The 12,485-nt window shown below is 69.6% G+C and carries 14 protein-coding genes; 8 read left to right on the top strand and 6 right to left on the bottom strand.

What is annotated here, in order from left to right; genetic code table 11:
- Positions 1-35 precede the first annotated feature (35 nt).
- The 4 genes from P3F85_RS14950 to P3F85_RS14935 all read left to right on the top strand — a co-directional run bounded on the left by P3F85_RS14950 (position 36) and on the right by P3F85_RS14935 (position 2,936).
- Positions 36-1,007 (top strand): DMT family transporter, encoded by a 972-nt coding sequence (locus P3F85_RS14950; protein WP_374008638.1) that lies wholly within the window; start codon positions 36-38, stop codon positions 1,005-1,007.
- A 46-nt stretch (positions 1,008-1,053) separates the two neighbouring features.
- The gene (locus P3F85_RS14945; protein ID WP_374008637.1) at positions 1,054-1,884 is read left to right on the top strand and encodes a class I SAM-dependent methyltransferase; all 831 of its coding nucleotides are present in this window, start codon (positions 1,054-1,056) and stop codon (positions 1,882-1,884) included.
- A gap of 40 nt (positions 1,885-1,924) precedes the next feature.
- Complete coding sequence (locus tag P3F85_RS14940; RefSeq protein ID WP_374008636.1) at positions 1,925-2,200, top strand: hypothetical protein; 276 nt, start codon at positions 1,925-1,927, stop codon at positions 2,198-2,200.
- Positions 2,201-2,405: 205 nt separating this feature from the next.
- On the top strand, positions 2,406-2,936 hold the full coding sequence (locus tag P3F85_RS14935; RefSeq protein WP_374008635.1) for a hypothetical protein: 531 nt from the start codon (positions 2,406-2,408) through the stop codon (positions 2,934-2,936).
- Between the two features lie 6 nt (positions 2,937-2,942).
- Here the strand turns inward: P3F85_RS14935 and P3F85_RS14930 are convergent, their stop codons facing one another.
- Complete coding sequence (locus P3F85_RS14930; protein WP_374008634.1) at positions 2,943-3,143, bottom strand: hypothetical protein; 201 nt, start codon at positions 3,141-3,143, stop codon at positions 2,943-2,945.
- 131 nt (positions 3,144-3,274) lie between these two features.
- Here P3F85_RS14930 and P3F85_RS14925 point away from each other — a divergent pair, with 131 nt between their 5' ends.
- Positions 3,275-4,180: a helix-turn-helix domain-containing protein gene (locus P3F85_RS14925; protein WP_374008633.1), complete on the top strand. Its 906-nt coding sequence runs from the start codon at positions 3,275-3,277 to the stop codon at positions 4,178-4,180.
- Here P3F85_RS14925 and P3F85_RS14920 read toward each other — a convergent pair.
- The 5 genes from P3F85_RS14920 to P3F85_RS14900 form a co-directional block, all read right to left on the bottom strand.
- On the bottom strand, positions 4,177-5,388 hold the full coding sequence (locus tag P3F85_RS14920; RefSeq protein ID WP_374008632.1) for an MFS transporter: 1,212 nt from the start codon (positions 5,386-5,388) through the stop codon (positions 4,177-4,179). The two genes, P3F85_RS14925 and P3F85_RS14920, sit on opposite strands and share 4 nt — an antisense overlap.
- Before the next feature lie 134 nt (positions 5,389-5,522).
- Positions 5,523-6,905 (bottom strand): GH1 family beta-glucosidase, encoded by a 1,383-nt coding sequence (locus P3F85_RS14915; protein WP_374008631.1) that lies wholly within the window; start codon positions 6,903-6,905, stop codon positions 5,523-5,525.
- A 2-nt stretch (positions 6,906-6,907) separates the two neighbouring features.
- On the bottom strand, positions 6,908-7,270 hold the full coding sequence (locus tag P3F85_RS14910; RefSeq protein WP_374008630.1) for a tautomerase family protein: 363 nt from the start codon (positions 7,268-7,270) through the stop codon (positions 6,908-6,910).
- A gap of 42 nt (positions 7,271-7,312) precedes the next feature.
- The gene (locus P3F85_RS14905) at positions 7,313-8,266 is read right to left on the bottom strand and encodes an aldo/keto reductase (protein WP_374008629.1); all 954 of its coding nucleotides are present in this window, start codon (positions 8,264-8,266) and stop codon (positions 7,313-7,315) included.
- Positions 8,263-9,045, bottom strand: coding sequence for a VOC family protein (locus P3F85_RS14900; RefSeq protein WP_374008628.1), 783 nt, complete (start codon positions 9,043-9,045; stop codon positions 8,263-8,265). The genes P3F85_RS14905 and P3F85_RS14900 overlap by 4 nt, the downstream gene beginning before the upstream one ends.
- A gap of 251 nt (positions 9,046-9,296) precedes the next feature.
- Between P3F85_RS14900 and P3F85_RS14895 the strand changes: the two genes are divergently transcribed.
- From P3F85_RS14895 to P3F85_RS14885, 3 genes are read left to right on the top strand one after another with little or no spacing between them, the layout of a single operon-like run.
- On the top strand, positions 9,297-10,673 hold the full coding sequence (locus P3F85_RS14895) for an ABC transporter substrate-binding protein (RefSeq protein WP_374008627.1): 1,377 nt from the start codon (positions 9,297-9,299) through the stop codon (positions 10,671-10,673).
- Between the two features lie 31 nt (positions 10,674-10,704).
- Positions 10,705-11,685, top strand: a complete 981-nt coding sequence (locus P3F85_RS14890) for a carbohydrate ABC transporter permease (RefSeq protein WP_374008626.1) — start codon at positions 10,705-10,707, stop codon at positions 11,683-11,685.
- A complete protein-coding gene (locus tag P3F85_RS14885) occupies positions 11,678-12,466 on the top strand; it encodes a carbohydrate ABC transporter permease (protein WP_374008625.1) in 789 nt (262 codons plus the stop codon). The genes P3F85_RS14890 and P3F85_RS14885 overlap by 8 nt, the downstream gene beginning before the upstream one ends.
- Positions 12,467-12,485: the final 19 nt, after the last annotated feature.

Below are 12,485 nucleotides of genomic sequence, written 5' to 3'. Positions count from 1 at the left end.
CCATCATCCCTTTCAATCCTGACAGGTGAATTCCCATGCGCAACTGGCACCCGGCCACTCTCGGCCTCATCATCGCAATCGTCGCGGCGGCGAGCTTCGGGATGTCGGGGGCCTTCATCAAGCCGCTGCTCGAAAGCGGATGGTCACCGGTGGCGGCCGTCACGGCACGCGCGCTCATCGGCGGGATCGTCCTGCTGCCGTTCGCCCTCATCGCGGTGCGCGGCCGGTGGGCGGCGGTCTGGCGCGGGCGCTGGCGGCTGCTCGGGATGGCGCTGGTCGGCGTGGCAGGGACGCAGGTGCTGTACTTCGCCGCCATCCAGCGCATCCCCGTCAGCACCGGAATCCTCGTCGAATACCTCGCGCCGGTCCTCCTCGTGCTGGTGGTCTGGGCGCGTACCCGGAAGGCCCCAAGAGTGGTCGTGGTGGCCGGGTCGGTCGTCGCGGTCGCCGGGCTGGTCCTTGTGGTCTCTCCCGGAGGAGCGGGCGCCCTCGACCCGCTGGGACTCCTCCTCGCGGTCCTCGCCATGGTGGGCTGTGCCGGGTTCTACCTGATCGCCGCGCGGCCGAGCGACGGGCTGCCGCCGGTCGCGCTGGCCTCGGGCGGCCTGCTCCTGGGCGGCCTCGCGCTCGGAATCGTGGGAGCCACCGGTGTGCTGCCCGTGACGGTGAGCTTCGCCGACGTGCCGCTGTTCGGCCGGCCGACCGCGTGGTGGGTGCCGCTCCTCGTCGTCGGGGTCGTGGCGACCGCGATCGCGTATGCGGCCAGCATCACGGCGACGGAACTCCTCGGCTCGCGCCTGGCGTCGTTCACCGGACTGCTGGAGGTCGTGGCGGCGACGTTCTACGCGTGGCTGTTGCTGGGCGAGGCGCTCAGCCCGCTGCAGCTGCTGGGAGGAGTGCTCATCCTGGGCGGGATCGCGCTCGTGCGCGCCGACCGGGGCGATGAGACCGCGCTCACGTCGCCTGGCCGTGCCCGCTCGCGGTCGCCGGAGAGGACGTTCCGCTAAGCTGACAGGCTCGGCGACTCCGCCCGGGCGGAAGGACGGGTGCCCGATGTCCGAGTACACCGACGCGAACCGCGCCAACTGGGACGAGCGCGCGACCCTCCACGCCGACCGCGGTCAGCACGGCTACCGGGTGTCGCGATACATCGACGACCGTGAGGCGATCTCCGATGTCGTCCGCTTCGACCTCCCGCGCCTCGGCTCCGTGGAGGGACTGAGAGCCGTTCACCTGCAATGCCACATCGGCACGGACACGCTCTCGCTTGCGCGTCTCGGTGCGCACGTGACCGGACTCGACTTCTCGGCGAACGCCATCGAGGAGGCCGGTCGGCTCGTGGCGGACACCGGGGACGAGGTGGAGTTCGTCGTCGCCGACGTGTATGACGCCGCCGCCGTTCTGGGGACCGGAGCGTTCGACCTCGTCTTCACCGGCGTCGGAGCGCTGTGTTGGCTGCCGAGCGTCGACCGCTGGGCCGAAGTCGTGGCCGCGCTGCTGGCACCCGGGGGCTCGCTCTTCGTGCGAGAGGGGCATCCCATCCTCTGGTCGATGGATGAGCGGCTCGACGACGACCTCCACCTCCGATTCCCCTACTGGGAGCGCGAGCAGCCGCTGGAGTGGGACGACGACTCGACATACGTCGAGACGACCCGGCCGATCACGGCGACCCGAACCTACGAGTGGAATCACTCCCTCGGCGAGATCGTGACCTCGCTCATCCGGGCGGGGCTCCGCATCGACCTGCTGGAGGAGCACGACAGCGTGCCGTGGGAGGCGCTTCCGGGGCAGATGCTGCTGCGCCCTGACGGTGAATACGCACTCGCGGCGCTCGAGGGAGACGCGCCGCTCAGCTACACGCTGCGCGCGAGCAGACCGGCCTGACCCCCTTGCCCCGTCGCGCGTGTGCGCCGAAGGTGGGGTCATGGATGCGACAGGCGCGGACGAGGACCGGCACGGGCACGACGAGGACAAGTCTACGATCGACGTGCGGTTGACCGGGGTGCGCGACCCGAGGGACCCGGACGGGCTGCTGACCGTCGAAGAGGATACCGAGCGACCGGACCCCGCGCGATTCGGGTCGCCCGAGACGGACACCCTCGAGCGGGAGCGCGCGCACTACGCGCGGCTCGGGGACGGCGGGACGTCGGCCGAGCTTCCCGAGGTGCCGAGGAAGCGCGGGGTCACGGGCCTGGGCTGATCGGCCGGGCGCGGGCTGCGGGCGGAGCCCGCTACCGTCGGAGATCCGTGAGCCACAGTCGGACGCGCTCCCGACTTCTGCACCTCATCTCCGACGCACCGCGGCCTGTCGGAGATTCGTGCAGCTGTCTCCGACGGTGGATCCGGCGGTGCGCGCCCGTCGCGTGCGAACGCTGACGCGCCTGCCGGCGGGGGAGAATGGGGCGGTGGCCTTTCCAGCGTCCGAGCGCATCGTCCCCGTCCCGGTGAACCGGATCGAGGTGGAGGCCGCGGTCGCGTTCGGGACTCTTCGCCGTGCGTTCGAGGCCGAGGTCCCACCTGTGGATGCCGCCCACGTGCGCGAGCTGCTGTCGCAGGGCGCTGAGTGGCGGCGACTCACCCTCGAGACCGCCGGCCCCGGCATCCACCGGTTCGTCCGGTTCTGGACCGACCACCCGACGCCGGTGATGCGCGTCGGCGGGGCGGACATCCCGAGCGCCGTCTACCTGATCGGCGACTACGCCACGGCGGCGCGGATGTTCCGGCACGACCCGGGCGCCCTGCTGTACACCCCGCTGCGCGTCGAGCTGCACGCGACCCGCGCCGGCAGCACGGTGCTCAGTGTCGACCAGCCGAGCAGCACCCTCGGCAGCTTCGGCAACAACAAGATCACACAGGCCGGCTTCGAGCTCGACCGGATGCTCGGCGACCTCCTCGAGGAGCTGGACCTGCCGCGCCCGAGCGTGCTGCGGCGGTGAGGTCCCTCAGCCCTGGTCGGAGTCGGGGACGTCCGGTCCGGTGACCGCGACGTCACAGCGATACCAGGTGCCGACGATGCCGCCCATGTCGACCCAGGTGCGCACGATCTCGTAGCGCCGGGGCACATCGCCCTGCGTCGGCTGCTGCGAAATGGCGTCCTGGAGCGCCTCGTCGAACCCCGCCTGCGACGAACCCGTGACCAACATGGGAACCTGCCTTCCCGGCTCACCGGCGAGCCGATCCAGCCGCACGCTACTGCCTCCGCAGCCCGCGAGGCAATGGAGCGAAACGCGTGGTGGCCGGGAATGGGTCCCGCCGCCTCGCTGTTGCCTCTGCCATGACAGAGGCGGCCCTTCCCGCGCCGACGCGCGCTGCAGCGGACGATCTGGAGCGCGTCCTGGCGCGTCTCGAGTGGACGCTGCTCGACTTCGAACAGCGGGATCTCGCCGCCGGGACCGCGGTCAGCGTGGCGCGGGGACGCGTCCGGTTCCACTACGTCGTTTCCGGCGCCGTGCAGGTGACCGGGGGAGCGGCGCCGCTGCGCCTCGAAGCCGGAGATTTCCTGATGCTGCCGCAGTCCGATGCGCACCGGGTGCGTGCGGAGCGCGATTCGGTGGTCGCCTCCGGCGAGCTGGACACGGCGACCGCGCCGGGTCTACCTCTCGCCTCCGCCCTCCCTGCGTCGCTCACTGCCTGCGGGTTCGTCGTACGCGAGCCGCACATGGGCCCGCTCATCCAGACGCTCGGCCTCGAATTCGGCGGGATGCGCGCGGGCAACTGCCTGATGGCGAGCCGGATCGCCACGGTCATCGCCACCGCAGCCGTACGGTCGTGGGTGGAGAACGGGTGCGCCTCCGACCAGTGGCTCGTCAGCGTGCGCGACCCGCACATCGCTCGCGCTGTCGCGGCGATGCGCGAGGCGCCGGGGGAGCCGTGGACGGTGGATCGGCTGGCACGCGTCGCGAGCGCCTCCCGCACGGTGTTCGCGGAGCGCTTCCGCGAGCTCGTCGGCGCCTCGCCCAGCCGCTACCTGGCGGCCGTGCGCGTGGAGCAGGCTGCTGAACTGCTTCGGGATGACGGGCTCAGCATCGGTGAGGTGGCACACCGCCTGGGTTACGGGTCGGATGTCGCCTTCAGCCGCGCGTTCCGCCGCGTCACCGGCGTGAGCCCGGCGGCCTGGCGCAGGGGCGAGGTCGCGCGTTCGACCGCCCCCGCCCCGGCCGCCGCCGCCCTGAGCGCTTAGGCGGATTCGCGACGGCGCGCGGTTCCCAGGAGGATGCCGCCGAGCACGGCGACGATCCCACCGGCGACCAGGGCCTCCTTGACGCCTGCGCCGTCGACCAGCAGACCGCCCGCGGCGGCACCCAGCGCGATCGCCAGCTGGAAGGCCGCGACGACCAGACCGCCCGCCGCCTCCATCCGCTCCGGTTCTGTGCGTGCCGCCCAGGTCTGCACGAGAGTCGGGATGCCGCCGAACGCGAAGCCCCACAGGACCACGGCGGCGAAGGCGAGCGGCACCTGATCGGGCAGCAGCGCGAACACGGTCACCGCTCCTCCCAGCACGGCGGGCATCACGACCAGGGCGGTGCGCAGGCGCCGGTCGGCGACGACGCCCGCGACGATGTTCCCGGCGAACCCTCCGATCCCGTAGGCGGCCAGCAGGATGGCGAGGCCTCCGCTGGTGAGACCCGGGATGTCGGCTGCGCCTAGACGGATGTACGTGAAGCCCGCGAAGTGTCCCCCGGCGAGAAGGGCGATGCCGATCAGCCCGACAATCATCACGGGCGAGCGGAGGGCGGTGAACAGCGTCCGGACACCGGACCCGGGCGCCGGAGCGACACGCGGCAGGAGCAGCAGCTGTGCCACCGCGGCCGCGACGGACATCACCGCGACGAGGACGAACACGGCCCGCCAGCCCCAGACCGCCCCGAGGAAAGCACCGAGCGGCACCGCGACAACGGTCGCGAGGGAGACGCCGGCGTTGACGATCATCATGGCCCGGCCGAGGTGTTCCGCGGGCACAAGCTGCGCGGCAACCGCGACAGCCATCGACCAGAAGCCGGAGATGGCGATCCCGAGCAGCACCCGGGCGGCCAGCAGCAGCCAGAATTGCGGCGCGACGGCGACGAGCAGGTTGGACACGGCGGCGAGCACGGCCAGCGAGACCAGCAGGATGCGCCGGTCGAGCCGCGGCACGAGCGGGCCGATCGCCGGTCCGGCCACGACGCCGATCAGGGCGGTCGCCGTGACCGCCTGACCGGCCGTCCCCTCGCTGACACCCAGTCCCGCAGCGATCGGGGACAGCAGACTGGCGGGTAGGAACTCGCCCGTCACGAGGGCGAATACGCCCAGCATCAGGGCGACGACTCCGCCCCAGGACGCGCGGCGCGCGACTCCGGAGACGGCGGGGACGGACGCAGTGCCGGGGGAAGGGGACGTGTCGACGGTCATGCTCCCAGCCTGGCGCGCCGCACCATCCCGCACCCGATCGATCGTCCGTGCGACCTGATCGCCCGTCCGGAATCCGTGGGACGCGACACGCCGTTATCCGGCCGGGATAACGGCGTGTCGCGACCCATGGATGCTTAGCGCGGGGCGGGGACGGCGTCCCGGAGGAAGTCCCGGACCCAGCGCGCGCTGCGCTTGGGCGTGCGCTTCTGTGTCTCGTAGTCGACGTGGACGATGCCGAAGCGGCGGGAGTAGCCCCAGGCCCACTCCCAGTTGTCCATGAGCGACCAGATGAAGTAGCCCTGCAGCGGCAGCCCCGAGGCCACCGCGTTCCGGGCGGCCTCGAAGTGCGCCTCCAGGTATTCGGCACGCTGCGGGTCGTCGATCTCGCCGTCCGAGTCGACGCGGTCGGGATAGGCGGCGCCGTTCTCCGTGATGTACAGCGGGAGGCCGGGGGCGAGAGCGTTCGCCTGGCGGAGGACGTCCACCATCCCGTCGGGGTGGATCTCCCAGCCCATCTGGGTGACCGGCGCGCCGGTCTTGACGAAGCGGACGTGCTCGCTGCCCGGATAGGCGCTCGCCGGCGCATCCGCCGCGGGCGACGAACCGGAGGCGACCGTGTGGCGGCTGTAGTAGTTGATGCCCAGGAAGTCGATCGGCGCGGAGATGCGGCGGAGGTCGTCGTCCGTCGCGTGCTCGGCGAACCACTCGGTCTCGCCCAGGTCGTCGAGCACGTCGGCCGGGTAGGAGCCCGTCAGCACCGGGTCGAGGAACAGGCGGTTGCTGAGACCGTCGATGCGGCGGGCCGCATCCGAGTCCGCCTCCGAGTCGCCGGCCGGACGGACCGAGTAGAGGTTGAGCGTCGTCCCGACGCGAGCCGCCGGGACCGTCGCGCGCAGTGCCTCCAGCGCATGGCCGTGGCCGAGCAGCAGGTGGTGGGCCGCGTGCGCGGAGCGGGTGCCCACGGTGCGGCCGGGAGCGTGGTGCCCGCTGCCGTAGCCGAGGAACGACGAGCACCAGGGCTCGTTCAGGGTGATCCAGTCCGAGACGACATCGCCGAGCTCTTCGGCGACGATGGCGGCGTAGTCGGCGAACCGGCGGGCGGTGTCGCGGTCGAGCCAGCCGCCGCGATCCTCCAGCGCCTGCGGCAGGTCCCAGTGGTACAGCGTCGCCCACGGGGTCACGCCCTGCTCCAGCAGCGACTCCGACAGCCGGCGGTAGAAGTCGAGGCCGGCGCGACTGGGCGCTCCGGTGCCGTCGGCCTGGATGCGTGGCCACGCGATCGAGAACCGGTAGGCGTCGAACCCGAGGTCGGACACCAGCGAGACGTCCTCCGGCCAGCGGTGGTAGTGGTCGTCGGCGACGTCGCCGGTGCTGCCGTCGGCGATCGCGCCGGGGACGCGGGCGAACGCATCCCAGATGCTCTCACCGCGGCCGTCCTCGTGGGTCGCCCCTTCGATCTGGTACGACGCCGTCGCCGTCCCGACGATGAAGCCGTCGGGGAGGTCACTTCTCTGCATGGTCACTGCTCCTTGGACGGGGCGAGCCAGTCGCCGTCGCCGTTCTCGTAGAGGGAGATGAGGATGTTGTCGCGCTTGATCCCGAGCGCGCCGAGGCGTTCGACGATGAGTTCTGCACCGCGCTGCTTCACTTCCGGAGAGTACCCGTTGTACGCGAGGATGCTGATGAAGACGATGTCGGTGCGGTCGGCTTCCGGGAAGGTCCGGCTGTAGAACAGGTCGCCCTGCTCGTGCAGCTGGAAGATCTGGAAGAGGTCGTCGGCCGGCATGCCCCAGCCGTCCGCCAGCGCGGAGTTGATCGCCTCGCTCATCTGCGGGCGCAGATCGGCGAGCGGGGTGTGCATGTCGATTCGGACGAGTGGCATGGATGCCTCGGCTTTCCGTGGTTGTGGTGGTCGGTGGTGCGGTCAGTGGTCGGCGTCGAGCCAGCTGGCGGGCGCCGGGACGAGTGCTTCGAGTTCTTCCCAGAACTCCTGCGGCCGGTCGAGCGACGCGGCGTCGAGGGTCTGCTGGATGCGTTCGGGTCTGCTGATCCCGACGATGGTGCTGGCGAACCGCTCGTCCCGCGTCGAGAACCGCAGCGCGGCGGCGGCCAGGGTGGTGTCCCACCGCCGGCACACCTCGCGCATGCGGGCGATCGCGCTGAGGGTGTCCGCGCTCGCGGGGCGGTATCCGTAGTCCGTCTTCGTCCCGGACTCGTCGGCGAGGATGCCCCCGCCCAGGACGGCGGCGTTGACGATCCCGACCCCGAGTTCGGCCGCACGGTCGAGCAGTGGGCCGGCGCTCCGGTCCACGAGCGTCCACCGGTTGTGGACGAGGAGCACCTCGAACACGCCGAGGTCGAGGTAGCGGCGCATGACCCGCACGTTGCCGCCGGCGAGGCCGATGTGCGTGACATCGCCGCGCTCCTTGGCCTGGACGAGCGCGTCGACGGCACCGCCGGGCGCCGTCATCGCGTCGAAGTCGTGGAACTCCGGGTCGTGGAGGTGCACCAGCGGCAGGGGGCGGATGCCGAGCCGCTCGGCGCTCTCCCCGATGGACCGCCGCACGCGCTCGCCGCTGTAGTCGCCGTCGCGCCGGTCCGTCTTGGTGATCACGAGGACGTCGTCCGGCAGGCCGCCGAACGCCGCGATCGCCTTGCCGATGCGCTCCTCGCTGCGGCCGTCCGAGTACCCGTTCGACGTATCGATGGTCCGGATGCCGCTGCGGAGGACCTCCCGAACCAGCTGGATCGCATCCGCCTCGGCCACCTCGTGCCCGAAATTCTCGGGCATGCTGCCGAGCGGCGCACCCCCCAGGGTCACCCGGCTGACGGCGAGTCCCGTCGAGCCGAGTGGCCGAAGCGGCGTGGACGCGGTCATGCGTCCGCGATCACGTACAGCAGGCCGTCGGGGCCGCTGTAGACCTCGCGACCGGCGACAGCGCCGACGCGTTCGCCCGGGACCGAGTCCGCCTCCGCCTGGCCGCCCCCGAAGCCGACGGCGACGAAGCCGGGGGCGTCGAGCTGCGGGGCGCGCCGTGCCTTCTCCGCACGCTCGTACGTGAAGATCTCGAGCGAGCTGTCGCCGTGGCGCAGGAAGTTGATCTCGAAGCCGCGGTCGTCGCCCGGCTGGTGGATGCCCGACATCAGGTCGTAGCCGAGCTTCGCGTAGTGCTCCTTGGTCGCATCCAGATCGTCGACGGTCTCGGCGACGTGGTCGAAGCGCGGGCGCTCGGGGTCGCCGAGTCCCCAGTCCTGCTCGACCGCGTCACGGTCGTAGACCTCGTGGTACTGGAGCGGACCCTCGACGAGCTCCAGAAGGGTGCCGTCCGGGTCGTAGAAGAAGGTGATGCGCACGCCGCCTTCGGCGTGGATCGGCTCGAGGTGGAACGGGACGTCGGCGTCGTGCAGCGCGGCCACGCGAGCGTCGAGGTCGGAGACCTTGAAGCCGACGTGACGGAAGCCGCGCTGGAGGTCGTCGCCGACCCAGGTCGACTCGGCCGGCGCGTCGACGCGCGTCAGCAGGAGCCGGGCGGTGACCAGGTCGAGTTCGGCGGTGTCCGCTCCGGAGTCGATGACGACGGCGTCCAGGTGACGCCGGTAGAACTCGACGGATCGGTCGATGTCGCTCACGTTGAGGAGCACGGATTCAATGGCCAACGGGGGGTCCTTTCTACGCTGAAGTGGCGCCCAGCAGCCGGGCGTGGGCCACAGTAACCAACTATCTCAACGTATGCAACTAAGTACATTCGCGCTGAGAAAGCCGGGATCAGCCCAACAGTACAGGCGACAGACCAGTTTGTGACAAAAAGTGCAGAACTATTGCATCCGTGTGAAGAGCGTGTGTAGGCTCACCCCGAACGTGCGCCGCCATGCACGACGAACAGCACACAACGAGGTGGAGGATTCACATGATTCGTACGCGGTTCCTATCCGCGGCTGCGGTGGCTGCGGCCGCCGCACTGGCGATCACCGGCTGCACCGGCTCGTCCGGTGACCAGAGCTCGGACGTCAAGCCGGCCAAGTCGGGCAGTGTCACCTGGTGGGGCTGGACCCCCGACACTCCCGTGGCCCAGAAGTACATCGCCGAATTCAACAAGGACTACCCGGACATCACGGTCACGTACAAGAACTTCGAGAACGTCGATTACCGCAACACCATCACGCCCGCCCTCGACTCCGGTAAGGGACCCGACGTGTTCGACCTGTCGCCCGCCGGCGGCTCGCCCGACACCTGGGGCCCCTACGCCCTGGACCTCACCTCCCTCGCCAAGGACACCCTCGGCGACAACTGGAAGGACCAGATCGGTGGCAACTACGTCACGCAGCTGACCAGCTCGGATGGTCGCTTCGTCTCGCTCCCGCTCGGCGGGATGTCGGCCGGCTTCCTCTGGTACAACAAGGACATCCTCGACAAGGCGGGCGCAAAGGTCCCGACCGACTACGCGTCGTGGGTCGACACCTGCAAGAAGGTGACCGCCATCGGCAAGGCCTGCTTCACCATGGGTGCCGGGGGCAAGGACACCTTCCCGACCGAGATGTACCACTCGATCGCCAACACCGTCGACCCGAGCTTCTTCATCAAGGCCGCGACCGGCAAGGCCAAGTGGAACGACGAGCAGGGCCAGAAGGTGCTCGAGATCATCAAGAAGATGAAGACCGACGGCATCATCCCGTCCAACGCGCTCGACGGCCCGCAGTATCCCCTCGCGAACAACGAGTTCATGAAGGGCGACGCGGCCATGGTCCAGATGGGCTTCTGGTACACGCAGTACGCGGGCGCCGACTCGTGCAAGGCCTCGATGCAGGCCGCAGGAGTCACGGACCCGACGTGCTTCGTCCAGCTGCCGGCACAGTTCCCGGACGTCGCCGGTCAGGGACACAAGAGCACGTACTTCGGTGAGGCGGACTACGGTCTGGCGATCAACTCCGGATCGAAGAACATCGGCCCGGCGAAGACCTTCGTCTCGTGGATGACGCTGAAGAAGACGGGCCAGCAGAACGTCGCGAACGCGCTCGACCTGCTGCCCGCGCTCAAGGGCACGACTCCCGAGTGGTCGTCGATCAAGCTCGTCGACGACGCGGTCCAGCGTCCCGCGATCGAGACCCTGATCAAGGACAGCGGCAACACCACCGAGTCCCGCCAGTGGCAGACCACGGAGAAGTCGCTCGATGCGATCGTCGTCGCCATCCAGCAGGTGCTCGACCCCTCGGTGAACAAGTCGATCAAGGACATCGCCGACGACCAGCAGGCGGCTTCCGTCGCCAGCAAGGTCGGCACGAAGTAAGTCGCAATCGAAAGAACGGATCGACGCACTCATGACCGTCACGGATCTTGAGACCGGATCCGACCGACTCGCACCGGTGGTGCGGGGAGGCGGGCGCCCCAAGCGGCGCGCCCGCCTCCTCCCCGGGGGGTTCCGCTGGATCCTCCCCGCCTTCGTCATCTCGGTCGGCCTGATCTACTACAGCATCGTCTACTCGGGGTACCTGTCCTTCTTCTCCTGGCCGGGCGGCCGGGCGCTGATGACCCCGGTCGGCCTCGGCAACTACATCACCGCGCTGAGCGACCCGGTCCTCTGGACCTCGCTGCGCAACACGCTCGTCTACTTCGTCGTCGTCTTCGTCGTCCAGGTGGTCGGCGGGATGCTGTTCGCGGCGGCCATGCACTCCAAGGTGCGGTTCGCCAACGTCTACAAGGTGCTCGTCGTCATCCCGGTCGTCGTGGCTCCCGCGACGCTCGCGCCGGCACAGATCCAGGTCTGGCAGAGCGACGGGACCGTCAACACCATCCTGGGCTTCTTCGGCCTGTCGGCGCTGCAGCAGCCGTGGATCGGCCAGTCCACCACCTCGCTGCTGGTCGTCACGCTGGTCGGCTGCTGGGGCGCGATCGGCTACGGCTTCATCCTCCTGTACGCAGGGATGTCGCAGATCGACCCCGAACTGCTCGAGGCCGGACGGCTGGACGGCGCGGGCAACATCCGCGTCCTCTTCTCCATCGTCCTCCCGAGCCTCCGGCCGATCATCGTGTCGCTCGCCATCCTGAACTTCATCACCGCACTGAAACTGTTCGACAACCCGTGGCTGATCACGCAGGGAGGACCGGCGCACTCGTCCGAGTTCCTCGGCACGATGATCTACGGCGAGATCGCCAGCACCGACCGCAACCTCGGCTACGCCTCGGCGCTGTCCATCCTGGTGCTGCTGATCGCGGTCGCGGTGTCCATCTTCATGCAGTTGCGAGGGCGCGAGCGCCTCGTGCGCACCAAGCCGCGCCGCAAGGGAGCCGCAGATGTTTGAGACCCGTTCGCGCCGAGCGCGCATCCTGCTCCAGCTGATCCTCACCGTCGCCGTGGTGCCGTTCGTGGTGCCGCTGATCGCGATGCTGCAGACGAGCTTCGAAGGGCAGGGCTGGGGCAACTACCTCGCGGTGGTGCAGGTGCCCGGCTTCTCGAAGTTCTTCGTCAACACCATCATCATCGCCGTCGCCTCCATCGTCATCGTCTATGTCGCAACCCTGGCGGCCGCCTTCGGGTTCTCCAAGCTGCGCGTGCGCGGCAAGGAGGTGTACTTCTGGCTGATGATGGCCGCTCTGACGCTGCCCGAGGTGGTGCTGATCGCTCCTCTTTATACGACGGCGGTCAAGCTGGGCCTGCTCGGGACCTATTGGTCGGTGATCCTGCCGATCGCGGCCCTGCAGATCCCGTTCACCGTGCTGATCGCACGCGGGTACGTCGACGGCATCCCGGACGCGATGTTCGAGGCGGCGCGCATCGACGGAGCGAGCACGTGGCGCGTGTTCTGGTCGATCCTGGTGCCGTTGTCGCGACCGATCGCCGTGGCGCTCATGGTGCTCGTGCTGATCTACGCCTGGAACTCGTACCTGCTGCCGAAGGTGTTCCTCATCGACGACGGGATGGGCGTGGTCACGCAGCTGCCGGAGTTCTTCCGACGGCAGTACAACGACGACACCCCGAAGATCCTGGCGGCATCCGTGATCACCGCGATCCCGACGATCATCGCCTACATCGCTCTGCAGCGGCAGTTCGAGCGCGGGATGGCGGCGGGCGCGATCAAGTGACCGGCGAAGTCGTGGAGGG

The sequence above is a fragment of the Leifsonia sp. T36S-04 genome, from assembly GCF_042465655.1.
In the GTDB taxonomy this organism is placed as follows: domain Bacteria; phylum Actinomycetota; class Actinomycetes; order Actinomycetales; family Microbacteriaceae; genus Leifsonia.
This window is presented reverse-complemented; position numbering and strand designations above follow the sequence as displayed.